General features: G+C 66.3%; 23 protein-coding genes and 1 pseudogene. 19 read left to right on the forward strand and 5 right to left on the reverse strand.

Annotated features, from left to right (window positions below; translation table 11 throughout):
* Together OSB52_RS21325 and OSB52_RS21330 are read left to right on the forward strand one after the other, a co-directional pair.
* Positions 1-560, forward strand: a pseudogene (locus OSB52_RS21325) (HNH endonuclease); the annotation flags it as partial.
* Positions 561-628: 68 nt separating this feature from the next.
* Entirely contained in the window at positions 629-1,411 is a 783-nt protein-coding gene (locus OSB52_RS21330) for a helix-turn-helix transcriptional regulator (RefSeq protein WP_266063437.1), read from the forward strand.
* Between the two features lie 20 nt (positions 1,412-1,431).
* Here OSB52_RS21330 and OSB52_RS21335 read toward each other — a convergent pair whose 3' ends face one another.
* Positions 1,432-2,547: an Rv2629 family ribosome hibernation factor gene (locus tag OSB52_RS21335; RefSeq protein ID WP_266063438.1), complete on the reverse strand. Its 1,116-nt coding sequence runs from the start codon at positions 2,545-2,547 to the stop codon at positions 1,432-1,434.
* Positions 2,548-2,677: 130 nt separating this feature from the next.
* Here OSB52_RS21335 and OSB52_RS21340 point away from each other — a divergent pair, with 130 nt between their 5' ends.
* The 4 genes from OSB52_RS21340 to hisG all read left to right on the forward strand — a co-directional run bounded on the left by OSB52_RS21340 (position 2,678) and on the right by hisG (position 5,081).
* Positions 2,678-3,055 carry a hypothetical protein gene (locus OSB52_RS21340; RefSeq protein ID WP_235724830.1) on the forward strand — a complete coding sequence of 126 codons (378 nt, stop codon included), beginning with the start codon at positions 2,678-2,680 and terminating at the stop codon, positions 3,053-3,055.
* 122 nt (positions 3,056-3,177) lie between these two features.
* Positions 3,178-3,882, forward strand: coding sequence for an HAD family hydrolase (locus OSB52_RS21345; RefSeq protein WP_266063461.1), 705 nt, complete (start codon positions 3,178-3,180; stop codon positions 3,880-3,882).
* A gap of 6 nt (positions 3,883-3,888) precedes the next feature.
* On the forward strand, positions 3,889-4,152 hold the full coding sequence (locus OSB52_RS21350) for a phosphoribosyl-ATP diphosphatase (RefSeq protein ID WP_235724829.1): 264 nt from the start codon (positions 3,889-3,891) through the stop codon (positions 4,150-4,152).
* An 83-nt stretch (positions 4,153-4,235) separates the two neighbouring features.
* A complete protein-coding gene (gene hisG, locus OSB52_RS21355; RefSeq protein WP_266063439.1) occupies positions 4,236-5,081 on the forward strand; it encodes an ATP phosphoribosyltransferase in 846 nt (281 codons plus the stop codon).
* 17 nt (positions 5,082-5,098) lie between these two features.
* On the opposite strand, the gene OSB52_RS21360 is transcribed toward hisG, so the two are convergent.
* The gene (locus OSB52_RS21360) at positions 5,099-5,938 is read right to left on the reverse strand and encodes a thioesterase family protein (protein ID WP_235724826.1); all 840 of its coding nucleotides are present in this window, start codon (positions 5,936-5,938) and stop codon (positions 5,099-5,101) included.
* Between the two features lie 67 nt (positions 5,939-6,005).
* Positions 6,006-6,869 carry a RecB family exonuclease gene (locus tag OSB52_RS21365; protein WP_235724884.1) on the reverse strand — a complete coding sequence of 288 codons (864 nt, stop codon included), beginning with the start codon at positions 6,867-6,869 and terminating at the stop codon, positions 6,006-6,008.
* An 89-nt stretch (positions 6,870-6,958) separates the two neighbouring features.
* Here OSB52_RS21365 and OSB52_RS21370 point away from each other — a divergent pair, with 89 nt between their 5' ends.
* A complete protein-coding gene (locus OSB52_RS21370; protein ID WP_235724825.1) occupies positions 6,959-7,804 on the forward strand; it encodes a tRNA (adenine-N1)-methyltransferase in 846 nt (281 codons plus the stop codon).
* Between the two features lie 303 nt (positions 7,805-8,107).
* Positions 8,108-9,847, forward strand: coding sequence for a proteasome ATPase (arc, locus tag OSB52_RS21375; RefSeq protein WP_372475167.1), 1,740 nt, complete (start codon positions 8,108-8,110; stop codon positions 9,845-9,847).
* A 75-nt stretch (positions 9,848-9,922) separates the two neighbouring features.
* Here the strand turns inward: arc and glgP are convergent, their stop codons facing one another.
* Positions 9,923-12,568 (reverse strand): alpha-glucan family phosphorylase, encoded by a 2,646-nt coding sequence (glgP, locus tag OSB52_RS21380; protein ID WP_266063440.1) that lies wholly within the window; start codon positions 12,566-12,568, stop codon positions 9,923-9,925.
* Positions 12,569-12,636: 68 nt separating this feature from the next.
* Here glgP and dop point away from each other — a divergent pair, with 68 nt between their 5' ends.
* From dop to OSB52_RS21435, 11 genes are all read left to right on the forward strand, one after another.
* Positions 12,637-14,139: a depupylase/deamidase Dop gene (gene dop / locus OSB52_RS21385; RefSeq protein ID WP_235724820.1), complete on the forward strand. Its 1,503-nt coding sequence runs from the start codon at positions 12,637-12,639 to the stop codon at positions 14,137-14,139.
* 181 nt (positions 14,140-14,320) lie between these two features.
* On the forward strand, positions 14,321-14,512 hold the full coding sequence (locus OSB52_RS21390; protein WP_235724819.1) for a ubiquitin-like protein Pup: 192 nt from the start codon (positions 14,321-14,323) through the stop codon (positions 14,510-14,512).
* Positions 14,509-15,390, forward strand: a complete 882-nt coding sequence (gene prcB / locus OSB52_RS21395) for a proteasome subunit beta (RefSeq protein ID WP_235724817.1) — start codon at positions 14,509-14,511, stop codon at positions 15,388-15,390. Before OSB52_RS21390 ends, prcB begins: the two co-directional genes overlap by 4 nt.
* Complete coding sequence (gene prcA / locus OSB52_RS21400) at positions 15,387-16,220, forward strand: proteasome subunit alpha (RefSeq protein ID WP_266063441.1); 834 nt, start codon at positions 15,387-15,389, stop codon at positions 16,218-16,220. The genes prcB and prcA overlap by 4 nt, the downstream gene beginning before the upstream one ends.
* A 91-nt stretch (positions 16,221-16,311) precedes the next feature.
* Positions 16,312-17,670: a Pup--protein ligase gene (gene pafA, locus OSB52_RS21405; protein WP_235724813.1), complete on the forward strand. Its 1,359-nt coding sequence runs from the start codon at positions 16,312-16,314 to the stop codon at positions 17,668-17,670.
* Between the two features lie 15 nt (positions 17,671-17,685).
* On the forward strand, positions 17,686-18,681 hold the full coding sequence (locus tag OSB52_RS21410) for a helix-turn-helix transcriptional regulator (RefSeq protein WP_266063442.1): 996 nt from the start codon (positions 17,686-17,688) through the stop codon (positions 18,679-18,681).
* Positions 18,678-19,637, forward strand: a complete 960-nt coding sequence (locus OSB52_RS21415) for a helix-turn-helix transcriptional regulator (RefSeq protein WP_235724811.1) — start codon at positions 18,678-18,680, stop codon at positions 19,635-19,637. The genes OSB52_RS21410 and OSB52_RS21415 overlap by 4 nt, the downstream gene beginning before the upstream one ends.
* A gap of 73 nt (positions 19,638-19,710) precedes the next feature.
* Positions 19,711-19,968: a Sec-independent protein translocase subunit TatA gene (tatA, locus tag OSB52_RS21420; RefSeq protein WP_266063443.1), complete on the forward strand. Its 258-nt coding sequence runs from the start codon at positions 19,711-19,713 to the stop codon at positions 19,966-19,968.
* Positions 19,969-20,001: 33 nt separating this feature from the next.
* Positions 20,002-21,006: a twin-arginine translocase subunit TatC gene (gene tatC / locus OSB52_RS21425; RefSeq protein ID WP_235724808.1), complete on the forward strand. Its 1,005-nt coding sequence runs from the start codon at positions 20,002-20,004 to the stop codon at positions 21,004-21,006.
* Complete coding sequence (locus OSB52_RS21430; RefSeq protein ID WP_266063444.1) at positions 21,003-23,858, forward strand: DEAD/DEAH box helicase; 2,856 nt, start codon at positions 21,003-21,005, stop codon at positions 23,856-23,858. Before tatC ends, OSB52_RS21430 begins: the two co-directional genes overlap by 4 nt.
* A gap of 230 nt (positions 23,859-24,088) precedes the next feature.
* On the forward strand, positions 24,089-25,003 hold the full coding sequence (locus OSB52_RS21435) for a DUF4333 domain-containing protein (RefSeq protein WP_235724806.1): 915 nt from the start codon (positions 24,089-24,091) through the stop codon (positions 25,001-25,003).
* Between the two features lie 82 nt (positions 25,004-25,085).
* Here OSB52_RS21435 and OSB52_RS21440 read toward each other — a convergent pair whose 3' ends face one another.
* On the reverse strand, positions 25,086-26,072 hold the full coding sequence (locus tag OSB52_RS21440) for a 5'-3' exonuclease (protein WP_235724883.1): 987 nt from the start codon (positions 26,070-26,072) through the stop codon (positions 25,086-25,088).
* Between the last annotated feature and the right edge of the window lie 23 nt (positions 26,073-26,095).

Raw genomic sequence — 26,095 nt, forward strand, 5'->3', positions numbered from 1 at the left:
CCGCCGAACACGCAACCGGAACCCGATGGCACGTTCACGTTGCCGGCGCATCTGCCGTCGGATCCGTATCGCCGTCGGCGGCGTTGGATACCTTCATCCGGCTGCGCGATGGCTATTGCACCGAACCGGGATGTCTGACCTCGGCGTGGCGTGGGGATCTCGACTATGTCGATGAGTACGACCACGCGTGTCCGCACAGAGGTGGGCAGACCACTGAGGTGGGGTTGAACGCGAAATGTCGTCCCGGACACTTGCTGAAGACCTTCGGCGATTGGGTCGATGATCAATGGCGCGACGATGACGGGCGGGTGGTCACCGAATACATCACCCCCGAAGGCCTGGTGTTGCCCGGCGAAGCCGAAACCCAGGAAGACTTGTTCCCCGGACTGCGCAGGATCCGGTTCACCGCACCCGCCCAGGCCCCACCCCCGCGCACCGGCAGCACGATCGAACGCAGCACCCGCGTCAACACACGGGTGACGAACAAACACGCCCGCAGACGCGCCGAACGCGCCCGCAACCGCAAACGCGTCACCGACGCCGGCCCACCACCGTTCTAACGCCGATCTCCGGTAGCGGCTTGCCGCGCGTCGTCGATCTCATCGGGTCGGCCATTTATCATGGGCCCATGACGGCGGATGTCGGCACCATGTTGCGCCAGTGGCGATCACAGCGATCGATGAGTCAACTCGACCTCGCCTACGAGGTGGGTGTGTCACCCAAACACCTGAGTTTCGTCGAGACAGGCAAGTCGATACCCAGCCCGAACCTCATCGAGGCATTGTCGGTGCGTCTGGACATTCCGTTGCGCGAGCGCAATGCGCTCCTCCTCGCCGCTGGTCACGCGCCGAGATATTCTGAACAATCGCTCGATGCCGCGTCGATGGATCGGGTACGGACATCGGTGCAGCGGGTTCTCGACGCGCACAATCCGTTTCCTGGGCTGGCACTTGACCGTGCTTGGAATGTTGTGCTGGCCAACGAATCTGCGCGGTCGCTGGCCGCGATGTTGCCGCCCCATCTCACCGGTCCGCCGTTCAACCTCTTCCGGGCGTCGCTGCACCCAGACGGGTTCGCGAAGATCACCGTCGACTTCGACATCTGGGCCTCGTACCTGCTGACGACGCTGCGCCGGCTCGTCAGCATCACCGGCGATCCGCGTCTGGTCGACCTTGAGCGTGAGGTGACCGGTTACCCGACCGTGGACGACCTGGAACGGCGTAGCCCACGCACCGCGGAGCGGGATCCGGGCCTGCTGGTGCCATTCGCGATCCGGTCTGGTGAGAACGTGTTGTCTTTCTTCACGACGCTGACCACGTTCGGTTCACCCCGAGACATCACGCTCGAGGAGATGACGATCGAGCTGTTCTATCCCGCCGATGACACCACCGAGCGCGCCTTCGCGCGCTGATGGACCTACATTCTCGGATCTCAACCGCCTGCCGACGTGCGCGGGGCGTACCGCAGAAGAGCCGCAATCCCGTCCTTCGGCGCAAGGCGTTCATCCAGACTGACCAGGTCCGAATGGGTGCACACCGCGACCATCGGCAGTGCTTCATCCGCTCGTACCACGTCGTTCGGAGGGGCACCCAGCTCGGACAGGTTCTCGGGTGAGGGCGCCACCATCATCAGGTCCTCTCCGACGACCACCGTGGCATCGTCGATGTCGCCGATCAGCAGAGTCTGAACCTCGCCGGCGCGTAGCGCACCGCACACGGCTGTCAGGCCCTCGACTGCCAGACCCGAGGACCGCCCCTGTTCGGCGCGAAAGCGATCGGTGACTTCGGCGAGGACTCGGTTGTGCCGTCGCAACCACTCTGCGTCGACGGCGCCGGAGATCTCGCTGTCGGCAACGCTACCGCGCGCTCCGAGGCCGAGATTGACCACGACGTCCTCGATGCGTTGCGGCAATTGCGCGGTCAGATCGCTGACCGACCGCGATTCACCGACCACGAAGAGCACGTCCGGTCGTTCTCGATCGACAAGGGAGGTGAGCCGGTCGACGACGTCACGGATATTCTGGCGTGCCTGCTCTTCGGCGCGTGGCTGCGGGTCACCGTATCCTGGGGTTTCTGCGCCGGTTGCCTTGTGCACCGGATGGCCCTCGCCGGCGACGGTTTCGGAGTAGGCGACATCATCGCCGTGGACAATCTGGATGTCGGCGCCGCGGTGATCAACCACAGCGATCATATGAGAGCCGACGTCGCGGGCATGGGTCACCAGCGGAACCAGAAAGGGCAATGTCGAGTACCGCGCGACAGATGCGGTAGGCGGACGGATGAGCTGCTGGTCCAGGACTACCCGCTCCGCGGTGGCCACCAACCCGCGACCACTGACGCCAACCGGACGCTCGCCGTCCAACAGGGCGGTCTGAATGTGGTCCAATGCAGCTGTCGGGGCGCCGTCTGATTCCAGCTGCTCGCGAAGGCTGCGCCACCGCAATTCCATACTGTGCGTGGCATTCTCGGTATTGTGCGAGTCATCCACATAGACAGAGACGAACGGCCCCGAATCGGTCGGCAGCTCCCGGAACAGGTCGGTGTGCATGCGTATCTCCTTCGATCGCGTTGTCCTGGTTGCCGGGTTGCCACATGTCTGTTCGCCAAAACATGAGCGAGCCGATGCCCCGGGCGCCGGCATGCGGTTTCGGGTGGGGTTGTGCGGGTACCCCAACTGCATGACCGAAGATCCCTCTGCAACGCCGATGGAGCCGGCCCGTGATCGCGGAACGGAAGTCGATCAGAGTCGGCAACGGCGCGACGTCGAGAAGCGTTGGGACGACCCGAGCGCGCTCCGTCGGGCCGCGCTGTACGTGGTCGGTGTCGTCGGGGTGGCCGCGATGGGCGTCGTGGCATTCATGAGCACGGGACGAGACAACCTGGTGTGGGCGGTCGTTGGGCCGGCGGTGCTCGGGCTCGGCGGACTCGCCGCGCTCGTCATCGCCTATCGCGTGTACCGCGGCGGCGGCACCTGGCCTATCTGGCACGGTGCCGCATGGTTCCTGCTGGCATTGATGCTGCTCGCTCTCGGGTTCCCGATGCTCGCGATCGAATAGAACGTGCCTACGGCTGTCGCGAATGAAGGCTTACGCAATGCGATGATGCTGACGTGACCGACCGACCGACGACCTCAGCATCGACCCCTGCCGCGGGTGGCTCAACCTTCTCTGCTTCGTCCCTGTCCGGCCCGGCCGCCGTGCTCTGGGACATGGACGGGACGCTCCTCGACTCCGAACCGCTGTGGGACGTGGCCATGGCCGACCTCGCGCTACGGCACGGGATCACGATGAGCCCGGCGCTACGCGAGTCCACCCTGGGCAACGCACTTCCCGATGCGCTGAGCAAAGTGTACGCCGCAGCGAGAATCCCCGCCGCCGAACAGGACCGTGCCGGCGATGAACGGTGGTTGCTCGACCACGTCGCCGCGATGTTCGACAAGGGGTTGCCGTGGCGTCCGGGCGCCGACGCCGCCCTCGAGCTGGTCCGATCGGCGGGCCTGCCCATGGTGTTGGTCACCAACACGGTGCGGGAGCTGACCGATGTGGCACTCGAGACACTCGACGCCACGCGCTTCGTCGCGACCGTGTGTGGCGACGAAGTGGCCCTCGGCAAGCCCCATCCCGACCCGTACCTACGCGCGGCGTCACTCGTGGGCCTGCGGCCCGACCAGTGTCTGGCCGTCGAGGATTCGCCCGCGGGAACCGCGGCGGCGACCGCAGCGGGCTGCCCGACCCTGGTGATCCCGTCGGCGGCCCGGGTGCCTCAGGGCAGTCTGCGCAGCTTTCGGCGCTCGCTGGTCGGCCTGACGATCGCCGACGTCGTCGATGCATGGACCGGGCAACACCCCGGCCATCTTCCAGCCGGGCGTGACATGCAAAGATGAGGGACCGTGAAGACTTTCGAGGAGCTGTTCGCCGAGCTGAGCGACAAGGCACAGACTCGTCCCCCCGGTAGCGGGACGGTCGCCGCCCTCGACTCCGGAGTTCACACACTGGGCAAGAAGATCATCGAGGAGGCCGGCGAGGTCTGGCTCGCCGCCGAACACGAATCCGACGAGTCGCTCGCCGAGGAGATTTCTCAGCTCGTCTACTGGCTGCAGGTGATGATGATCAAGCGGGGTCTGACGCCGGCCGACGTGTACCGACATCTGTGACCGGGCGCCCCGGACACCGACATCGTCAGACACAGATCGACACCTCGACCACAGACCCCCACCTAATCCAGAAGGAACCCGACATGCTGCGTGTGGCCGTGCCCAACAAGGGGGCACTCTCCGAGTCTGCGGCCGCCGTCCTCGCCGAGGCCGGCTACCGGAAACGTACTGACGCCAAGGACCTCACAGTCCTCGACAACAACAACGACGTCGAGTTCTTCTTCCTGCGCCCGAAAGACATCGCCATCTACGTCGGCGCCGGCACGCTCGATCTGGGCATCACCGGCCGCGACCTGGCGCGGGACTCGGGGGCGTCGGTCGACGAACAACTCTCGATGGGCTTCGGCTCATCGACCTTCCGTTACGCAGCCCCCGCGGCGGAGAGCTGGTCGGTCGAGTCGTTGGCGGGCAAGCGCATCGCCACGTCGTACCCAAATCTCGTGGCAGATGATCTCGCCGGTCGCGGGGTCGAGGCCACCATCATCCGCCTCGACGGCGCCGTCGAGATCTCCATCCAGCTCGGTGTCGCGGATGCGATCGCCGACGTGGTGGGTTCCGGGCGGACGCTGCGTGCGCACGGGCTGGCTGCCTTTGGCGAGTCGCTGTGCGACTCGGAGGCCGTACTGATCTCACAGGCCGGGATCACGCAGACCAAGGCCGCGCGGCAGTTCGTCGCCCGCGTGCAGGGCGTGGTGTTCGGCCAGCAGTACGTGATGATCGACTACGACTGCCCGCGGACACTGCTTGCCGAGGCATCGAAACTGACACCTGGCCTGGAATCACCGACCGTCGCGCCGATGGCGGACCCCGATTGGGTCGCGGTACGGGCCATGGTGCCGCGTAAGATCCACCAGAGCCTGATGGACGAACTGTCCGAACTCGGTGCCAAGGCGATCCTCGCCACCGACATCCGGTCCTGCCGGTTTTGACGGTCCGGCACCGCGCCTCAGGCCATCCGATTCAGCAGGACGGTCTGAGCCGATCGGCCGATGAAGCCGTGGCGGTCGTGGAGGTCACCGAACGTCGCGCCGAAGCCGTCGGGCCCCTGCACCATGTCGGCGTCGATGCCGACCCACGGGCCCGACGGGATGCGGGTGAGGTGGACGGTGGTGTCGGTGTTCATCCACGTCCACTGATCGGTGCGTAGCCGGGTGCCCAGACCGTTGGCGATGTCGATGACGGTGAACATCGATTCGAGGTCGGAGATCTCCTCGCCACCCACCAGAGCGATCGCCGGCCGGACCCACACCGCCGGGGTGTCGCCGGTGCGGCCCGGTGCCGTCGCCGACTCGATCGAGCCAATGAAACCAATTGTGCCCCAGTCCACTCCGAGATCAGAATTCTCGGTGACGCCATGCACCGGGGTCAGGTCGTCGGGGGTCGGCGTCAACGCCTCGGGGGCTTCGGCGATGTCGGCGGTGTCTGCGGTGCGCAGCCGCCAGCCCACCGATCGAGCCGCGAGGCGAAACGAGCCATCAGCCTGCTGCACCTCGAGATCGGTGCCGACCAGGCTGATCTGGCGGCCGGGCCGGATCACCTCCGCGCGGATCCGATTCACACCCAGTCCGATCGGCCCGAGGATCTCGGTGGTGACGCGGGTGAACTGCTGGCCCGGCTGGGCATCGCAGCGCAGCAGGGAGCGCATCATCAGACCCGACGGTGGCCCGCCGTGTTGCATCGTCGACGCCCACACGCTCTGGGTGGCCTCGGTGGGTTGGAAGTATTCGTGGCCGGTGTTGCCGGCAGAGGCCGGCGGATCGATCGGCACGTAGTAGCAGGACTCCACGACAATCACAGTATGCCTACCGTCATAACCGACGCGGTCGGGGGTCGGGCTGCGTGACCTCAGCTGGTCATCCGGTGAAGCCCGGCGGCGGCCCCGGATACGGGGGGATCTCCCCGCCGAACTCCGGACAGCGGTGCTGGTGCTCGCACATGCGACACTGCCGGGAGCGGTGCGGGCGGAAGTCGCCGGTGGCGACCGCGGCGCGGATTGCCGTCCAGATGGCCTTGAGCGTGCGGGCGAAACGTTCCAATTCTTCGCGGTCGGGTGTGTAGCTGAGCTGTTGACCATCGGACAGGTACATCAGCTGCAACCGCGCCGGGACCACGCCGCGGATACGCAGCACGGCCAGCGCGTAGAACTTCATCTGAAACAGCGCCTTGGCCTCATAGGCCTCGCCAGGGGATCGGCCGGTCTTGTAGTCGACCACCCGTATCTCGCCGGTCGGCGCGACATCGATCCGATCGATGAAACCCCGCATCGCCACGTCGTCGGCGGTGATCTCGACGTGCTCCTCGCAGGCGTCCGCCTCGAAGGCGGTCGGATTCTCCATCGTGTAATAGGTCGCGATCAACTTCTGCGCATCGGCGACGAATCGGTCGGTGCCGCTTTCACCGATGATCTCCGCCAGCAGGGGATCGGCCTCACACAACGCCGCCCAGGCGCCTTCGACCAGCAGATCCGCCGACTCTTGGGTGCGCAGCTCAGCCGGCATGTCGAAGAGGTTCTCGAGCGCGGCGTGCACCACCGTGCCGCGGGTCTGAGCTGGGGTGGGGGTCTCCGGGAACCGGTCGATGGCGCGATATCGGTACAACAGCGGACACTGCTTGAAGTCGGCAGCGCGTGATGGGGACAACGCCAACGGTCGGCGCACCACGCTCGACCCGGGTGTTGCGGTGTCGTCGCCGGTCTGCTGAGGCGACCCAGCGTCCATCGTCATACTCACATTTGGCAGGGTAGGTCGCGACAGTGACAGGTTCGCGAAACGACACCCGTGCGACCAGCCGGAAGGACTCCAGCCCGATGCCGACGACCGGCCCCTTCGCCGTGGGTGACCGCGTGCAATTGACCGACGCCAAAGGTCGCAAGTTCACCGTTCACCTGGAGGAGGGCAAGCTCTTCCACACCCATCGGGGAGCCATCGCCCACGACGATCTGATCGGAGCGCCCGAGGGCAGCATCGTCGCAGCCACCAGCGGCACGCAGTATCTGGCGCTGCGGCCGCTGCTGGTGGACTACGTGCTGTCGATGCCGCGAGGGGCGCAGGTCATCTATCCGAAGGACGCCGCTCAGATCGTCACCGAAGGCGACATCTTCCCGGGCGCCCGCGTCCTCGAAGCAGGCGCCGGCTCCGGTGCGCTGACGTGCTCGCTGCTGAGAGCGGTCGGAGATCGGGGCACGGTCACGTCCTACGAGATACGCGCAGACCACGCCGAACACGCGATCCGCAATGTCGAGACCTTCTTCGGTGGCCGGCCCGGCAACTGGGAGATCGTGATCGACGACCTGGCCACGTTGGACGCCGATGCAGTGGCCCCCGACCAGCGATTCGACCGCGTGATCCTCGACATGCTGGCGCCCTGGGAACCCCTGGACGTGGTGCGTCGGGCGATAAAACCAGGCGGGGTCGTGGTGATTTATGTGGCGACTGTCACACAGTTGTCCCGCGTGATGGAAGCACTGCGTGACCAGGAGTGTTGGACCGAGCCGCGAGCCTGGGAATCGATGGTCCGGGACTGGAGCGCAGTGGGTCTCGCCGTGCGGCCGGAACACAAAATGCAGGGCCACACGGCATTTCTGATCACCACGCGCCGCCTCGCCGACGGCGTCACGACCCTGCGTCCACAACGTCGTCCCACGCGCGGATGACGACATCTCGCCGCTGATCCGACCCTGCCGGAAGACTCGGCGAAACGTCGCGAATACGTTGCGAAGACGTAGATTTAACACGTCGTCAACACCGAGTGTTGCGCGGTGCAGGGCGATTTCCGGTTCACACCGGTAGCGTGGGGTTACGGCGCAAACACTCCATGAAGACACCATGAGAGAAGTGTTTGCCGGGGAGAGGAGTCAGCAATGACCGAATCTGACCGCCAGGGCGCCAGCGGCGCCGACCACCTCGGGTTCTCGGGTGCGCGAGACCACGGACCCGAACAGGACGGCACCGGCCAGATGCCCGAGGATAACTTCGTCCCTGCCTACACGGCCCCTCTGGCCCGTCCGGAATCGCTGCGCGGCGGCGCACGCCCCGGCACCGGCCGCCCTGCTGATGTGACCGAACTCCAGGAGCGGGTCGATAACCTGACCACCCGGAATGCGAAACTGCTCGACACGCTCAAGGAGGCGCGCCAGCAGTTGGTCGCGCTGCGCGAAGAGGTAGACCGGCTCGGCCAGCCGCCGAGCGGGTACGGCGTACTCCTCGAGATCTATCCCGACAGTACCGTCGACGTGTTCACCTCCGGCCGCAAGATGCGCCTGACGTGTTCGCCGAACATCGAGGTCGAGACCCTGCACAAGGGTCAGACTCTTCGTCTCAACGAGGCCTTGACGATCGTCGAGGCCTGCGAGTTCGACTCCGTCGGCGAGATCAGCACGCTGCGCGAGGTCCTCGGCGACGGCCGCCGCGCGCTCGTGGTCGGACATGCCGACGAAGAACGAGTGGTATGGCTGGCCGAACCCCTCCTCGGCGAGGTCGACGGCGAGGACGGCAAGAAACGCACGTTGCGACCCGGTGATTCTCTGCTCATCGACACCAAGGCCGGGTTCGCCTTCGAACGGGTACCCAAGGCTGAGGTCGAGGACCTCGTGCTCGAAGAGGTGCCCGACGTCGGCTACGAGGACATCGGCGGCCTTGGCCGTCAAATCGAGCAGATCCGCGACGCCGTGGAGCTCCCGTTCCTACACAAGGACCTGTTCCGCGACTACGCGCTGCGTCCTCCCAAGGGTGTCCTGCTCTACGGTCCGCCCGGATGCGGCAAGACGCTCATCGCCAAGGCGGTGGCCAACTCGCTGGCAAAAAAGATCGCACAGGTGCGCGGCGACGACGCCAAGGAGGCAAAGTCCTACTTCCTCAACATCAAGGGCCCCGAGCTGCTCAACAAGTTCGTCGGTGAGACCGAGCGACACATCCGCCTGATCTTCCAGCGTGCGCGGGAGAAGGCGTCTGAGGGCACCCCGGTGATCGTGTTCTTCGACGAGATGGACTCGATTTTCCGTACCCGCGGTTCGGGCGTGTCGTCCGACGTGGAGACAACCGTCGTCCCGCAGCTGCTCAGCGAGATCGACGGCGTCGAGGGACTCGAGAACGTCATCGTGATCGGTGCGTCCAACCGTGAGGACATGATCGACCCGGCCATCCTGCGTCCGGGCCGTCTCGACGTGAAGATCAAGATCGAACGTCCCGACGCGGAATCGGCGATGGACATCTTCTCGAAGTACCTCACCGAGCAATTGCCGGTGCACGCTGACGACCTCAACGAGTTCGGCGGCGACCGGACGGCATGCGTCAACGCGATGATCGAGAAGGTCGTCGAGCGGATGTACGCCGAAAGCGACGACAATCGGTTCTTGGAGGTCACCTACGCCAACGGCGACAAGGAGATCATGTACTTCAAGGACTTCAACTCCGGTGCGATGATCCAGAATGTCGTCGACCGGTCCAAGAAGTACGCGATCAAGTCGCAGCTCGACACCGGTGCGCCGGGTCTACGGGTGCAGCACCTGTTCGATTCGATCCTCGACGAGTTCGCCGAGAACGAGGATCTGCCGAACACCACCAACCCCGACGATTGGGCACGGATCTCGGGCAAGAAGGGGGAGCGGATCGTCTACATCCGTACCCTGGTCACCGGCAAGAGCGCGGGTGCCAGCCGCGCCATCGACACCGAGACCAACACCGGGCAGTACCTGTAGGTCACGGGCTCCTCAGAAATCGGGGCGGTCGCACCACTGGTGTGACCGCCCCGACCTCTGAGGTCCGTAGGCGGGTCAAGCAGGCTCGGGCAGCGAGCCGGAGCCGCTCCCCGGACCCACGTCCTCGGCCGTGCCCACGGGATAGCGCACCAACCCAAGTTCGGCATCGTCGGAAAGCTGCGGGTGGCGCGGGAGAACCCGTGCGGTATAGCCGTGGCGACCAGAACGCGTGGGCACCACGGTGGCCCGGAACAGCGTCCGGCCGGAGGGATCGGTCTCCGATGTCGGTGACATCTCCACCACCTCGGGGTCGATGATCTCGCCGTTGCCGTCGACCCGTCCGACCAGTGCCTGCACACACACCCGCTGCGGACTCAACTCGCCCAGCGCGACGTGTGCGGTGAAGGTGAGGTTGACCCGTTGCGGGCCGTCGGCGTCGAGCGAGTCCCCCGCACCGGATTCGTCGATGCCGGCGATCTGCACCGCAGGCCACGAGCGCTCGAGTTGGTGGCGATATTCGGCGAGATCGCGGGCCGGTGCGAAGTCATCGGCGCAGATGGATGCGAGTTGGTCGGCGGCCGGCACATAGAGTGCGGCGGTGTAGTCCCGGACCATCCGTCCGGCCTGCACCTGCGGGCCCAGCCGGGTGAGCGTGTGACGCACCATCTGGACCCATCGTTCGGGCACCCCACTCGCCGAGCGGTTGTAGAACAGCGGGATGACCGTCGCCTCGAGCAGTGTGTAGAGGGCCTCGGCCTCCAGGTCGTCGCGACGGTGATCGTCGGCAACACCCTCGGCCGACGGAATCGCCCAGCCGTTCTCCCCGTCGGCCATCTCATCCCACCAGCCGTCGAGGATCGACAGGTTCAACCCGCCGTTCATCGCCGATTTCATGCCGGATGTTCCGCACGCCTCCATCGGACGCACCGGATTGTTGAGCCACACGTCGCAACCGGCGTAGATGTCGCGGGCCATCGAAATGTCGTAGTCCGGCAGGAAAACGATGTGCGTGCGCAATTCGGGATCCTCGGTGAACCGCACGACCTGCTGGATCAGTGCCTTGCCGCCGTCGTCGGCCGGGTGTGCCTTTCCCGCGATGACGAGCTGGACCGGACGCTGCGGATCGGTCAGGATGCGGCGCATACGCTCGGGATCACGCAACATCAGCGTCAGGCGTTTGTAGGTGGCCGCGCGCCGAGCGAAACCGATCGTGAGTGCGTCGGTGTCGAAGAGTTCGGCCGTCCACCCGAGTTCGGCCTCGGTGAATCCGCGGCCTCGGGCGCTGTCGTGGGCGCGGCGTCGGACCTCCTCGACCAGACGCGTGCGCAACTCCGATCGCACCTGCCAGATGTTCTCGGGCGACATCGCCGCGATGGCCGCGGCCTGCCCGGCCTCGTCGTCGACCGCCAGATCGAGCCATGTCCGCGCCGTCCAGGTCGGTCCGTGCACACCGTTGGTGACCGAGCCGATCGGCACCTCGTCCGCGTCGAATCCCGGCCACAGGTCGGCGAACATCTCGCGACTGACCGCACCGTGCAACCGAGACACACCATTGCTGCGTTGGCCGAGTCGAAAACCCATGTGCGCCATGTTGAACACACCGGGGTCGGCCTCGTCGCCCAGATCGAGGACGGTGGCGACCGGCAGGCCGGGCAGCAGCCGCGACATCCCCGCGTCGTCGGCATCGAGGTAGTAGCGCACCATGTCGCGTGGGAAGCGGTCGATTCCGGCGGGCACCGGGGTGTGGGTGGTGAAGACGTTCGACGCCCGCACCACCGCCTCGGCGGTGTCGAAGTCCAGCGCTTCGGTCCCGGGGCGGCCGACCATTTCGCGGATGCGCTCCACACCCAAAAAGCCCGCATGGCCCTCGTTCATGTGGAACACGGCCGGCTCGGCCCGACCGGTGACGCGGACATACTCCCGCACGGCCCGAACACCACCGATGCCGAGCAGGATCTCCTGCTTGATCCGATGGTCCTGATCGCCACCGTAGAGGCGGTCGGTGATGCCGCGCAGTTCCTCGTCGTTGTCCGGTAGGTCGGAGTCGAGCAACAGCAGCGGGATCCGGCCCACGGTGGCGACCCAGATCCGGGCGGACAACTGCCGGCCACCCGGCATTGAGATCGTCACTATCACGGTCTCACCGGCATCGGTGAGCAGCTCCAATGGCAGTGAGGTCGGATCGTTGACCGGATACCGTTCGACCTGCCAGCCGTCATGGGACAGACTCTGGTGGAAGTACCCGGAGCGATAGAACAGACCGACCCCGGTCAGCGGTAAACCCAGGTCCGAGGCTGCTTTGAGGTGATCGCCGGCGAGGATGCCGAGGCCGCCGGAGTAGATCGGTAGTACCTCGGAGATGCCGAACTCCATCGAGAAGTAGGCGATCCCGGTCGCGGCCAGGTGCGCCGAGCCCAGTTCGTCGGTGGTGTCGCCGAACCATCGCGACCCGGCCAGATAGCTCTCGAGATCGTTGCGGACGGCGGTCAGGCGTTCCCGGAAGGCGGGGTCGGCGGCGAGCGCGGCGAATCGCTCCGGCTCGACATCTGCGAGTAGTCGCAGCGGGTCGCCGGTGGCGTCCCACAATGCTGGGTCGATGGTGGCGAACAGATCCTGGGTGGGTGCATGCCACACCCAGCGCAGATTGTGCGCCAGCACGGTGAGGTGGGTGAGTTCGGTGGGCAGCGGCACCCGAACGGTGAACCGGCGGAAGGCTTTCACCCCAGTAGACGCTACCCAGAGCAGGACGACGCTGCGACCGCTCACAGATGAACATCTAGGCTCGTAGCATGCAGCGAATCATCGGCACCGAGGTCGAGTACGGGATCTCCGCGCCCGGGGACCCGACCGCGAACCCGATCATGACGTCCACCCAGGCCGTGCTGGCCTATGCCGCGGCCGCGGGCGTGCCCCGCGCCAAGCGCACCCGATGGGATTACGAGGTGGAGTCGCCGCTGCGTGATGCCCGCGGGTTCGACCTCGGTCGCGGCAGCGGACCGGCGCCGATCATCGACGCCGACGAGATCGGCGCGGCGAACATGATCCTCACCAACGGCGCACGGCTCTACGTCGACCACGCTCACCCGGAGTACTCGGCACCAGAGGTGACCGATCCGATGGATGCGGTGATCTGGGACAAGGCCGGTGAGCGGGTCATGGAGGCGGCCGCACGCCATGTGGCGAGTGTGCCGGGTGCGCCACGCCTACAGCTCTACAAGAACAACATCGACGGCAAGGGCGCATCCTACGGGACCCACGAGAATTATCTGATGAACCGGGAGACGCCGTTCACCGCCGTCATCGCCGGACTGACGACATTCTTCGCCTCCCGGCAGATCATCTGCGGAGCCGGCCGCGTCGGCATCGGACAATCCGGCGATGAGGCGGGCTATCAGTTGTCGCAACGGTCGGACTACATCGAGGTCGAGGTCGGCCTGGAGACCACCCTCAAGCGCGGGATCATCAACACCCGCGACGAACCGCACGCCGATCCCGAACGCTACCGTCGGCTGCACGTCATCATCGGTGATGCGAACCTCGCAGAGACCGCGACCTACCTGAAGGTGGGAACCACCGCACTCGTCCTCGACCTCATCGAGGCCGGCGTCGACTTCTCCGACATCGAACTCGCGCGGCCGGTACAGGCGGTGCACACCATCTCCCACGACCCGAGCCTCGCCGCGACCGTCGCACTCACCGACGGCCGAGAGCTCACCGCGCTTGCCCTGCAGCGCGAGTACCTCGAGCGTTGTATGAAGTTCCACGAGTCCGAGCACAGCGACGACACCCGGGCCGCCCACGTGTTGGAGACCTGGGCCGACGTCCTCGATCGGCTCGAGCGCGACCCGATGGAATGTGCCGACATCCTGGACTGGCCCGCCAAGCTGCGGTTGCTGGAGGGCTTCCGGCAGCGTGAAGGCCTCGGGTGGTCCGCGCCACGTCTGCACCTGATCGACCTGCAGTACTCCGACGTGCGGCTCGACAAGGGCCTCTACAACCGGCTCGTCGCGCGCGGATCGATGAAGCGGTTGGTGGACGAGAGCGATGTCACCCGCGCCATCAGCGAACCACCGCAGAACACCCGTGCCTATTTTCGCGGCGAGTGTCTGCGCCGCTTCGGTGCCGACGTCGCCGCGGCGAGCTGGGATTCGGTCATCTTCGATCTGGGCGGCGACTCGCTGGTGCGTATTCCCACCCTCGAACCGTTGCGCGGCAGCCGGGCACACGTCGGCAGGTTGCTCGACTCGGTGGACTCGGCGGCCGAACTCGTCGATCAGTTGACCACCACCTGACCGGGCCCAGCGACTGCCCGCAGCGCGGCCGGTCGCTTCCACCCGCGGCGGCTCGCACACCGGTAGTGTGTGAAATACGCGGTTTTTCAGATCCGGTGACCCATAGCCGGATCGGCGCCCGTCAGGGTGGATCGGGCCGGATTCGCAGTTTGTGTGTCCGGCGAGATGAAGGAGGCAGCAGATGGCGCAGGAACAGACCAGGCGTGATGGCGGCGGCGACGACGGTGACGTCGGCTCGGACGGCAGCGCCGGTCAGGAACGCCGCGAGAAGCTCGCCGAGGACACCGACGACCTGCTCGACGAGATCGACGACGTGCTCGAGGAGAACGCCGAGGACTTCGTACGTGCCTACGTACAGAAGGGCGGCCAGTGAGCGATCGGTTCGGTTCACTGCACACCCACAACTCACCCGCACGACCCATCCCGGCCACCACATCGTCGTTGGGTGCCGACATCTCGTCGTTCACCGACTACCTGCGCAACCATGCGCCCGAGCAGTTGCCGCAGCATCGGTGGGACGGTATGAGCGCGCACGCCACAGATGAGATCCCGCACGGCACAACCATCGTCGCGGTGTCCTATCCCGGCGGCGTGGTGCTCGCCGGCGATCGTCGTGCCACCGCGGGCAACCTCATCGCCACCCGCGATGTGAAGAAGGTCTACATCACCGACGAGTACTCGGCGTGCGGTATCGCGGGCACCGCGGGAATCGCGATCGAGATGGTGCGGTTGTTCGCGGTCGAACTCGAACACTACGAGAAGATCGAGGGCGTCCCGCTGACCCTGGACGGAAAGGTCAGTCGGCTGGCATCGATGGTGCGGGGCAACCTCGGCGCCGCGATGCAGGGCCTGGCCGCCATTCCGCTGTTGGTGGGGTACGACATCGACCACGACGACCCCACCGAGCGTGGCCGGATCTTCTCCTTCGACGTCGCCGGTGACCGGCACGAGGAGTTCGGAGGCTATCAGGCCATCGGCTCTGGATCGGTATTCGCGAAGTCGTCGCTGAAGAAGCTCTACCGGCCCGACCTCGACACCGGTTCGGCGCTGGCGATCGCCATCGAGTCGCTATACGACGCCGCCGACGACGACTCGGCCACCGGTGGTCCGGACCTGGTGCGCAAGATCTTCCCGATGGCAGTCGTCGTGACCGCCGAGGGCGCGCGAGAGGTGGACACCGCCGAGATCGAGGCGGCGGCCCGCGTCATCATCGAACGGCGTGCCGCAGAGCATGAAGGGGGCTCGCGATGACGTTCCCGTATTACGCCAGTGCCGAACAGATCATGCGCGATCGGTCGGAGCTGGCGCGTAAAGGCATCGCCCGGGGCCGCAGCGTCATCGCCCTGACCTATGCCGACGGCGTGCTGTTCGTGGCCGAGAATCCGTCGAACACTCTGCGCAAGACCAGCGAGATCTACGATCGGATCGGTTTCGCCGCAGTCGGCAAGTACAACGAGTTCGAGAGCCTGCGCAAGGCCGGCATCCAGCTCGCCGACATGCGCGGATACAGCTACGACCGCGCCGATGTCACGGCACTGTCGTTGGCCAACACCTATGCCAACGCACTCGGCTCGGTGTTCACCGAACAGGCCAAGCCCTATGAGGTCGAACTGTGCGTGGCGGAGGTGGCCAAGTACGGCAAGCCGCGGCCGTCACAGCTGTATCGCATCTCCTACGACGGGTCCATCGCCGACGAGACGCGTTTTCTGGTGATGGGCGGTGCGAACGAGGCGATCACGGCCGCACTGCGCGAGAGTTACGCACCCGATCTGGACCTGCCGGCGGCGCTCGCGCTGGCGGTGGCTGCACTGACGACCCCACCGGCCACCAATGGATCCTCGACCGGATCGTCCACGTCGGCACCGTCGACTCCGCGCGAACTCGCCGCCACCGACCTCGAGGTCGCGATTCTCGATCGCAATCGGCCCCGCCGCGCATTCCGCCGACTCAGCGCAGCGGCCGTGGCCGAGCTGATGCCGTCCGCCACGACATCAGCGTCACCGTCGAACGAATCGGATGGCTCGGGGTCAGACGGCACGTCCGCTGCCGATGGTGACACATCGTCGAATCCGGATACCTGAGTCGAATACCGGCACATCACCGCAGACCCGGCCACGCGAGCACCCGTCGCGTCGCCGGGTCTGTGGCGTTGTTCGCGGGTAGGGTTGACCTGTGCAGCGTCGAATCATGGGTATCGAGACCGAATTCGGTGTCACGTGTACCTTCCATGGCCATCGCCGACTGAGCCCGGACGAGGTCGCCCGGTATCTGTTTCGGCGGGTCGTCTCGTGGGGTCGATCGTCCAACGTCTTCCTGCAGAACGGCGCGCGGCTCTACCTCGATGTCGGTTCGCATCCCGAGTACGCGACCGCCGAGTGTGACAGTCTCATCCAGCTGATCAACCATGATCGAGCCGGGGAACTCGTCCTCGAGGATCTGCTCGTCGACGCCGAGCAGCGGCTCGCCGATGAGGGGATCGGCGGTGACATCTACCTGTTCAAGAACAACACCGATTCGGCGGGCAATTCCTATGGCTGCCACGAGAACTATCTGGTGGTGCGCGCTGGCGAGTTCTCCCGGATCTCCGACGTCTTGCTGCCGTTCCTGGTGACCCGGCAGCTGATCTGCGGCGCCGGAAAGGTCCTGCAGACCCCCAAGGCGGCCACGTTCTGCCTGTCGCAGCGTGCCGAGCACATCTGGGAAGGAGTGTCGTCGGCGACCACCCGCTCGCGGCCCATCATCAACACGCGCGACGAACCGCATGCCGATGCCGAGAAGTATCGGCGTCTGCACGTCATCGTCGGCGACTCCAACATGTCGGAGATGACGACCCTGCTCAAGGTCGGCTCGGCGGCGCTGGTGCTGGAGATGATCGAGGCCGGCGTGGTGTTTCGTGACTTCGCCCTCGACAACCCGATCCGCGCCATCCGCGAGGTCAGCCACGATCCGACCGGGCGTCGGCCCGTGCGACTGGCCGGTGGCCGACAGGCCAGCGCCTTGGACATCCAGCGCGAGTACCACGCGCGTGCGGTCGAACACATGGCCAACCGTCGCCCGGACCCGGAGATGGATCAAGTCGTCGACCTGTGGGGGCGGATGCTCGACGCGGTGGAGAGCGGCGACTTCTCCACGGTGGACACCGAGGTCGACTGGGTGATCAAACGCAAGCTGTTCCAGCGGTACCAGGACCGCTACTCGATGGATCTCTCGGACCCGAAGATCGCCCAACTCGATCTGGCCTTCCACGACATCAAGCGTGGTCGGGGCGTGTTCGACGTGATGCTGCGCAAAGGCCTGATCGCGCGCGCGACCACCGACGAGGCGATCAAGACCGCGGTCAACGAACCGCCTCAGACCACCCGTGCCAAACTGCGCGGCGACTTCATCTCCGCGGCGCAGAAGGCCGGGCGGGATTTCACCGTGGACTGGGTCCATCTGAAACTCAACGACCAGGCACAGCGCACCGTCCTGTGCAAGGACCCATTCCGCAGTGTCGATGAGCGAGTCGATCGGCTGATCGCGTCCATGTGATCGTAAGCTGGCGGGGTGGCAACGCAGAAAGTCGAGCGCCTGCTCAATCTGGTGATCTGCCTGCTGTCGACACGCCAGTTCCTGACCGCCGACTACATCCGCCGACATGTCGCCGGTTACAACGACGATGGCCAGTCCGACGAGGCGTTCAACCGGATGTTCGAGCGGGACAAGAACCAGCTCCGGGATCTCGGGATACCGCTGATCACCGGCCGGGACCGGATGTCGGGCAACGCCGAGGGCTATCGCATCAACCGCGACGTCTACGAATTGCCCGACATCGAACTCGACCGCGCCGAGGCAGCGGTGGTGGCGATGGCGGCGGCGCTGTGGGAGGCCCCGGAGATCGCTGCGACCGCGCAGAACGCGGTCCTCAAGCTGCGCGCCGCCGGGCTCGATGTCCGCGCAGACGATGAACTGGTGGTTTCCGCCAGTCTCTCGCCCAAGACGGTCGGGTCGGAGGCCGCACTGGCAGCGTTGCTCGCCGCGATCGACGCTGCCACGGCGGTCACCTTCGATTACCGTCCCGGCGCTGCGGCATCGACGACCCGCCGCACGCTGGAACCGTGGGGCATCGTCACCCATCGCGGGCGGTGGTATGTCACCGGCCACGACCGTGACCGGCAGGACACCCGTACCTTTCGGCTGTCCCGGATCTCGGAGGTGACACCGACGGGGACGCACGGGGAGGTCGTGGTTCCGGACGGAACCGACATCCAGCAGATCGTGGCGACCGCCGTCGACTCCGCGGCGGGCGCCGACACCGGCACCGCGCGCATCTGGCTGGCCCACGACCGAGCCGCCGGACTGCGTCGGATCGCGACGCGCATCGAGTCCGAGTCACTCGACGGCGAGCCGGGAGATGTGGTCACCATCGAGATCCGGTCGCTGACCACGCTGGCCCGGATGGTGCTCGGCGCCGGGGCCGACGCCGTGGTCCTGTCGCCGCCGGAGTTGCGTGACACCGTGATCGGTGCGCTCGACCAGCTGAGCGGGGTGACCAGCCGATGACACCACGACCGGACCGACTGAGCCGCCTGCTCGCGTTGGTGCCCTACTTCGCGACCCGCGACGGGATCGCACTGGATCAGGCCGCTCGCGACCTGGGTATCTCGCAGACGCAACTCACCAAAGACCTCGAGTTGCTGTTCGTCTGTGGGTTGCCGGGCTACTTCCCACACCAGCTGATCGACCTGCAGTTCGAGCACGGCTTCGTCGACGTGATCTTCACCGCCGGGATGGATCGGCCGCTGCGCCTGACGAGCGCGGAGGCCAGCACCATGCTGGTCGCGCTGCAAGCGCTTCTCGATCTGCCGGGCGCGGTCGACCAGGAGGCCGCGCGACGCGCCATCGCCAAGATCGAGGCCGCCGTCGGTTCGTCGGACACCGCGGTGCGCATGCCTGCGGGATCCACAGACTCCGACAACCCGACATTTGCGAGCATCCGGGAAGCCGTGACGGCGCGGCGGGCCCTGCGGATCCGGTACTACTCGGCCACCCGGGACAGCGTCAGTGATCGCATCGTCGACCCGATCGGGCTGCAGACGATGGACAATCACACCTATCTCGAGGCGTGGTGCCGGATGAGTGAGGGTGTGCGCCTGTTCCGTTTCGACCGGGTCGACGAGGCCGAGAAGCTCGACGAACCGGCGTCACCTCCGGAGGAAGCGAAGGCCCACCCCCAACGCGCGGTGTTGTCGGAGAATCCCGACCTGCCCTCGGTGCAGATCGAGATCGACCCGGGCGAACTGTGGGTTCTGGACTACTACCTCATCGAGCCGTTGGAATCGCTCGAGACGCGGGTGGACCCGCAGGCACCTGTACGTGCCCGGCTGGTGTACGGGTCGCCGGAGTGGTTGACCCGGTTCCTACTCGGCTTCGGTGGCCGGGTGCGCGTGATCTCCGACTCGGCGATCGCCGATTCGGTCATCTCCTCAGCGGCCGCGGCCCGAGCACGGTATACCTAGGGGCGCCCGCTGGGCGCTGCCGTCGGGGTGGCTCGGGTAGCATTGGCAACGTCGGAATTCGGAGGTGGAGAATATGGGTGCTCTGTCCTGGTGGCACTGGGTGATCGTCCTGCTCGTCGTGGTGATCCTGTTCGGCTCCAAGAAGCTTCCCGACGCAGCTCGGGGACTGGGCCAGTCGCTGCGGATCTTCAAGAGCGAGGTCAAGGAAATGCAGAACGACGGCAAGGACTCCGCAGATGCGGGCGAGTCCGCCAATCGTGAACTGCCGCCCGGTGAAGCGTCGCCCACGTCGGCGCGGACCTCGACCGACGATGTCAAGAAATCTGCCTGATCATCTGTCGTCGACCTGAGGCCAGGCCCCCGCGTGCGCATTTCTCTGGACCCGAGGCGCCGTAAGCGCAAGGTCAATCCCGACGGCACGATGTCGTTGGTCGAACATCTCTACGAACTGCGGACCCGAGTGGTCATCTCGGCGATTGCGATCGTCGTGACAACCATCTTCGGGTTCGTCTGGTACACCCACGGCTTCCTCGGTATCCCGTCGCTGGGCGACCTGCTCCGCGGGCCCTACTGCGATCTGCCGCCGGAGTCGCGGGCAGTACTGACCGAAGACGACTCGTGCCGCCTGCTGGCCACAGGGCCGTTCGACCAGTTCATGCTGCGGCTCAAGGTTGCGCTCACCGCCGGAGTGGTGTTCGCGTGTCCGGTCTGGCTCTACCAGCTGTGGCAGTTCATCACCCCAGGTCTGCACTCGAATGAGCGGCGGTACGCGGTCGGCTTCGTCTCGAGCGCGGCCGTGCTGTTCGTCGGCGGTGCGGTGCTCGCTTATCTGGTGGTCGCCAAGGCGTTCCATTTCCTGCTCACGGTCGGCAACGACGTGCAGGTCACCGCGCTGGCCGGCGACCAGTACTTCAACTTCATGCTGCACTTGCTGATCATCTTCGGTGTCAGCTTCGAACTGCCGTTGCTGATCGTGGCGTTGAACATCATCGGTGTCCTCACCTACGAGAAGCTCAAGAGCTGGCGGCGTGGTCTGATCTTCGCACTCTTCGTGTTCTGCGCCATCGTCACGCCAGGTCAGGATCCGTTCACCATGCTGGCACTGGCGTTGGCGCTGACGGTGCTGATGGAACTGGCCATCCAATTCGCCCGGTTCAACGACCGGCGCCGCAAACGCTCCACACCCGATTGGGCGGCGATCCCCGACGATCAGGCCAGCCCGTTGCCCGCCACCGGACCATCGCCGATGGCGTCGCGACTCGACCGCACCACCACATCACCGACCGGTCACGGCGCATCGAAGAACGCACAGGCCCCGTCGGCGCGCACCTCCGTCCGTGAACGCGACACCTTCGACGACATCCTGTGACTCGACTCGACGAGTTCAGTGGGCGGTTGGCGTTCGCCCTCGACGATTTTCAGCAGCGTGCATGCGTGGCGCTCGAGGCCGGGCACGGCGTATTGGTGTGCGCCCCGACCGGCGCCGGCAAGACCATCGTCGGCGAGTTCGCCGTCCATCTTGCGCTCACCTCGGGCACGAAGTGTTTTTACACGACGCCCATCAAGGCGCTGTCCAATCAGAAGTACGCCGATCTGGTGGCGGTATACGGTTCGGACTCCGTGGGCCTGCTCACCGGCGACAACTCGATCAATCCGCATGCGCCGGTCGTGGTGATGACCACCGAGGTCGTGCGGAACATGATCTACGCGAACTCGCGGGCGCTGGACGGGCTGTCCTACGTCGTGATGGACGAGGTGCACTTTCTGGCCGACCGATTCCGTGGCGCGGTGTGGGAGGAGGTGATCCTGCATCTGGATCCGTCGGTCCGCGTGGTGAGCCTGTCGGCCACCGTGAGCAATGCCGAGGAGTTCGGCGACTGGATTCAGGCGGTGCGCGGCGACACCACGGTCATCGTCGACGAACATCGCCCGGTGCCGCTCTCACAACACATGCTGGTTGGCACCCGGATGTTCGACCTGTTCGAGCCAGCTCACCCGTCCGTCACCCGGTCGGCTGCAAAGAGGCCGGCCCGGCGGGAGGTCAATCCGGAACTGAAGCGCTACATCCGGCATCGGATGCTGCTTGCCGACGACTCCGACGGACGGTCCCGGGGTGGTGGCCGCCGCGGTGGCGGCCCGCGCGGCCACCGGCGCGGTGGTGCGCGCGGGCCGTCGCGACCGGACCTGGTGTCCAGGCTCGATCGCGAAGGGCTGCTGCCGGCCATCGGGTTCATCTTCTCGCGGGTGGGTTGCGACGCCGCGTTGACTCAGTGCCTGCGGTCGGGCATTCACCTGTTGACCCCCGATGAGGCGCAGACGGTGGACGCCGTCGTCGATCGTCACCTAGAAGAACTGTCGCCCACCGACGAGGAGATACTCGGCGTCGAGGAATGGCGTGCCGGACTGCGGCGCGGTTTCGCCGCGCACCACGCCGGACTGCTTCCGACCTTTCGGCATGCGGTCGAAGAACTCTTTGTGCACGGCTTGGTCAAGATGGTCTTCGCCACCGAAACGCTCGCGCTGGGCATCAACATGCCGGCCCGCACGGTGGTCCTCGAACGGCTGGTGAAGTTCAACGGCGAGGCGCACGTCGACCTGACTCCCGGCGAGTTCACCCAACTGACCGGGCGCGCCGGTCGCCGCGGGATCGACATCGAGGGACATGCCGTCGTGGTGTGGACGGCGGAAACGGTTCCGGATCAGGTCGCCGGCCTCGCCGGCGCGCGGACGTTCCCGTTGCGCAGTTCGTTCCAACCCGAGTACAACATGGCCGTCAACCTGTTGGGTCGTCTGGGACTCGCCGGATCGCGTGAACTGCTGAACCGATCGTTCGCCCAGTTCCAGGCCGATCGTTCGGTGGTGGGGCAGGCCCGCAAGGTCGATGACGCGCAGCGGCGACTGCGCAAACTGGATCTGGAATTGATCCGGGCCGCCGAGGACCGCGGCCTCGAGCCCGGTGGCGCACTCGCAGAAGACCCTTCGGGCAACGACGAGGATTTCGATGAGGCCGACGCGGCGGACGCGCAACCCTACGGCGGGTTTCTCGGGTATGTGCAACTGCGCGAGGACATCCGACGCCGCGAACGAGATCTCAAGTTCGAGCGGCGGGCCGCGCACAATCAGTCGACGGTCGCCGATCTCGCCGCGCTCAAACGGGGGCATGTGATCGGCCTGCACGGCGGGCGGCACCGAGGTATCGCAGTCGTCCTCGAACCGGCTGCCCAATCGGTGGATCCCAAACCGCTCGTCCTTGCGCAAGACGCCTGGTGTGGGCGAGTCGGCAGCCGCGATTTCGTCAATCCGCCCCAGGTCCTGGGGAACATGCGGCTACCCAAACACGTCGACCGTCGCACGGGGCGGGGCCGCCGCGATCTGGCGTCGGCGCTGCGCTCCACCGGGATCGAGATGCCGCGCGGTCGATCCAAGAAACGTGCTGCGGCTGCCGACGACCGCGAACTCGGCCGGCTTCGATCGACGCTGCGGGCACATCCGGCGCACCGTCTCGACGGGTCCGATGACCTCTTTCGGCTCGCCGAACGACGCAACCGGGTGGTCCGTGAGATCGTGTCTGCCGAACGGGTCATCACCGAGCGGACCTCGACCCTCGGTGTGCAGTTCGACCGCATCGTTGCCGTGCTGGCTGAACTCGGCTACATCGAGATCGCATCCGACCGGTCCGGCGCCGAGCAGGTGACCGTCACCGCATCCGGCGAATTGCTCAGCAGAATCTACAGCGAGAGTGACCTGCTGGTCGTCGAATGCATCCGGGCCGGGGTGTGGGATCGCTTGGCCCCGCACGAACTCGCGGCCGTGGTCGCCGCGATGGTGTTCGAGGCACGGCGGGAGAGCTTCGCAGGTGCCGACGCGATGCCCGGCAATGCGGCTTTGCGCCGTGCGCTCGCCGACACGGTCGACATCTGGCGGGCGCTGACGGCGCTGGAATCACGTCATCGGGTCGATGCGACGCGCGAACCCGACACCGGATTCTCTGTCGCGGTCTCATTGTGGGCGTCGGGTCGCACGCTGACCGAATCGTTGGCGGCGGCTGGTGAGCGCGGCCAACTGTTGTCACCGGGAGACTTCGTGCGATGGAATCGGCAGGTCGTCGATCTGTTGGAGCAGATCCGGCTCTGCGTCGGACCCGGCACCCGGCTCGCCGATTCGGCGCGAGCCGCGGTTGCCGGCATCCGTCGCGGCGTCGTGGCAGCCGAGCTGGGCTGAGTTCGGGGTCTTCGACGTCGCACGCCGCGCACATGGCGGGCCAGTTCACTGATCCCGCCCCCGGAGTGGGGTAACGTTCACGTCGCGGTCGTGAAGCGGGGCGGACCGTTCCGGCGCGGATCCGGTGAGCTGCGGGAACAGTGCTGCGGGAACACGGTTGCGGCCCGCTTCGGCGGACCGGTGTCCTGGCGTTGCGGTGCCCTTGTCGCGGGCGGAGCGGGAGATCGAACATGAGCGAGCCGAGCGATCCGAGTCGACCGGACCTACAGACGTCGGACCCCCACGGTCCGGTGTCCGATGACGCCACCGCCTCGGCTGCGCCAGACGGCCCCACGGCACCGGCACCGGCACCGGGCGCAGCGAACACCCCTGGTGGCCACGACGCCCCGGCGCAGGACGCCTCAGGAGCCCCCGGGACATACCCCCCCTACGGGGCAGGCGGCCAGACCGCACCTCCGGGTCAATACGGTGCTCCCCAGTACGGAAGTGAGCAGCCCGGCGGCCCGCAGTATGGGGGTCCGCAGTATGCCGCTCCGCAATACGGGGGTCCGCAGTACGGGGGCTCGCAGTATGGCGCACCACAGTACGGCAGCCCGCAGTACGGCGCACCCCAGTACGGGGGCTCGCAGTATGCCGCACCGCAGTACGGGGGCTCGCAGTATGGCGCACCCCAGTACGAGAGCCCGCAGTATGGCGCACCCCAGGCTGGAACCGTGCAGCCCGGCGGCCATGCGGGGTACCCGACCACCGCCGAACAGCCGACCCAGGCCGGCGGCCAGTTCGGGGGGGATCAGTTCAGTGCCATGGCCACTCCGCGCGCCAAGCACGGCCGGCGCACCGTCCTGCTCATCGGCGTTGGCGCCGTGGTGCTCATCGCCGCGATCCTGTTGTTCACGGCTTTCGTGATCCCCGGCTGGGCTCCCAAGACGATCTCGCAGGACGCCGTCCAGGACGGCGTCCGACAGGTGTTGACCGAGGACTATCAGGCCAGCGACGTATCTGCCGTCTCGTGTCCGTCGGGTCAGCTCGTCGAGGAGGGCAGTTCCTTCGACTGCACCGCGACGGTCGGCGGGCAGGAGCAGACCGTCACGGTCACATTCCTCGACGATGACGGGACATACGAGGTGTCGCGGCCCACGAACTGAACGGAATCCACATGGCCGACGGTACGATCCGTCGGCCCCCGGTGGGGTTCGGCGAGATCTTCACGCCGGGCACTGTTCGCCTTCATGTCGCACGCGGCGTGGTCGGCCACCCGAGTGCCTTGGCCAACCTCGACACCGAGGCGCCGATGCCGAGTTCGTCGACGAGATCGGCCAGTCCGTTCGCGTCGGCCGGTTCGGTGGGCAGGCTGTCGGCACCGCTGTCGATGGTCTCCGCGTCGGTCCGCACCAGGACCACGGTCCGGGCGGCTCGGAGATACTCCGTCGCGGCCGTCAACGCCTTGCGATTTCGTGGCGTCAACGACGACGTCGAGTCGCCGACCGCGGCCTCCAGCGCATCGAGCGAACCGAACTCCGTGATGAGCTTTGCTGCGGTCTTCTCGCCGATCCCGCTGACCCCCGGGAGCCCATCGGACGGGTCTCCGCGCAGCATCGACATCTCGGCATAGGCCATACCCGCCCGATCGACGGGCAGGGAGTATTTCTCGGCCACCTCGACGGGGCCCATCATCTCCGCCTTCGACAGACCGCGTCCCACGTAGAGCACCCGAACCGCGACCGGGTCGTCGGCGACCACCTGCAACAGGTCGCGGTCACCGCTGACCACGACCACCGGATCCACCGACTCGTCGTAGGCGAGGGTGCCGATCACATCGTCGGCCTCACAACCGAGCGCCCCCGAGGTCGCGATGCCGGCGCAGCGCAGTACGTCGAGAATCATGTCGACCTGCGGTGTGAGGGTGTCTGGGACCTCTTCGATGTCGACGGTTCGCTCACCGGTGGGCCCGCCTTCGGTTGCATCCGCGGTGGGCGGCGCCTCCTCGGCGACCCGGTGCGCCTTGTAGGACGGGATCAGGTCGGTCCGGAACGCCGGACGCCAATCCAGATCCAGACACACCACGAGCCGTGTGGGTTGCTCCCGCGTGACCAGCGCGGCGATGGTGTCCACGAATCCGCGGACGGCGTTCACCGGCCTGCCATCGGGTGACGTCATCTTCTCCGGCAGGGCGAAGTAGGACCGGAACCACAGACTCGCGCCGTCGAGCAGCATCAGAGATCCAGACATACTCCAAC

Source organism: Gordonia aquimaris, assembly GCF_026262595.1.
In the GTDB taxonomy this organism is placed as follows: Bacteria; Actinomycetota; Actinomycetes; order Mycobacteriales; family Mycobacteriaceae; genus Gordonia; species Gordonia tangerina.

What these genes read in the sequence shown, in the direction of transcription:
- OSB52_RS21330 (WP_266063437.1), top strand. Translation starts at nt 629, where the DNA reads ATGACGGCGGATGTCGGCACCATGTTGCGCCAGTGGCGATCACAGCGA.
- OSB52_RS21335 (WP_266063438.1), bottom strand. Translation starts at nt 2,547, where the DNA reads ATGCACACCGACCTGTTCCGGGAGCTGCCGACCGATTCGGGGCCGTTC.
- OSB52_RS21340 (WP_235724830.1), top strand. Translation starts at nt 2,678, where the DNA reads ATGACCGAAGATCCCTCTGCAACGCCGATGGAGCCGGCCCGTGATCGC.
- hisG (WP_266063439.1), top strand. Translation starts at nt 4,236, where the DNA reads ATGCTGCGTGTGGCCGTGCCCAACAAGGGGGCACTCTCCGAGTCTGCG.
- OSB52_RS21365 (WP_235724884.1), bottom strand. Translation starts at nt 6,869, where the DNA reads ATGGACGCTGGGTCGCCTCAGCAGACCGGCGACGACACCGCAACACCC.
- OSB52_RS21370 (WP_235724825.1), top strand. Translation starts at nt 6,959, where the DNA reads ATGCCGACGACCGGCCCCTTCGCCGTGGGTGACCGCGTGCAATTGACC.
- arc (WP_372475167.1), top strand. Translation starts at nt 8,108, where the DNA reads ATGCCCGAGGATAACTTCGTCCCTGCCTACACGGCCCCTCTGGCCCGT.
- dop (WP_235724820.1), top strand. Translation starts at nt 12,637, where the DNA reads ATGCAGCGAATCATCGGCACCGAGGTCGAGTACGGGATCTCCGCGCCC.
- OSB52_RS21390 (WP_235724819.1), top strand. Translation starts at nt 14,321, where the DNA reads ATGGCGCAGGAACAGACCAGGCGTGATGGCGGCGGCGACGACGGTGAC.
- prcA (WP_266063441.1), top strand. Translation starts at nt 15,387, where the DNA reads ATGACGTTCCCGTATTACGCCAGTGCCGAACAGATCATGCGCGATCGG.
- OSB52_RS21415 (WP_235724811.1), top strand. Translation starts at nt 18,678, where the DNA reads ATGACACCACGACCGGACCGACTGAGCCGCCTGCTCGCGTTGGTGCCC.
- tatA (WP_266063443.1), top strand. Translation starts at nt 19,711, where the DNA reads ATGGGTGCTCTGTCCTGGTGGCACTGGGTGATCGTCCTGCTCGTCGTG.
- OSB52_RS21435 (WP_235724806.1), top strand. Translation starts at nt 24,089, where the DNA reads ATGAGCGAGCCGAGCGATCCGAGTCGACCGGACCTACAGACGTCGGAC.
- OSB52_RS21440 (WP_235724883.1), bottom strand. Translation starts at nt 26,072, where the DNA reads ATGCTGCTCGACGGCGCGAGTCTGTGGTTCCGGTCCTACTTCGCCCTG.